Below are 219 nucleotides of genomic sequence, written 5' to 3'. Positions count from 1 at the left end.
GCTTAGAGGCTTTTCCTGGAAGCTGGGCATTTATCACTTCAGCACCGTAGTGCCTCGTCGTCACGCCTCAGCGTTAACAAGCGTCCGGATTTACCTGGACACTCCGCCTACACGCTTAAACCGGGACAACCGTCGCCCGGCCGATATAGCCTTCTCCGTCCCCCCTTCGCAGTAACACCGAGTACAGGAATATTAACCTGTTTCCCATCGACTACGCCT

Annotated in this window: 1 rRNA gene; it reads right to left on the bottom strand. The window is 55.3% G+C overall.

The window, feature by feature from the left end:
* Positions 1-219 (bottom strand): 23S ribosomal RNA (locus HFD95_RS21930); the annotation flags it as partial.

Origin of the sequence: Pantoea sp. EKM10T (assembly GCF_011800685.1) — a bacterium.
GTDB classification, from domain to species: domain Bacteria; phylum Pseudomonadota; class Gammaproteobacteria; order Enterobacterales; family Enterobacteriaceae; genus Pantoea; species Pantoea agglomerans.
The sequence above is the reverse complement of the archived record's forward strand: the minus strand, read 5'-3'. Positions and strand labels throughout refer to the sequence as shown.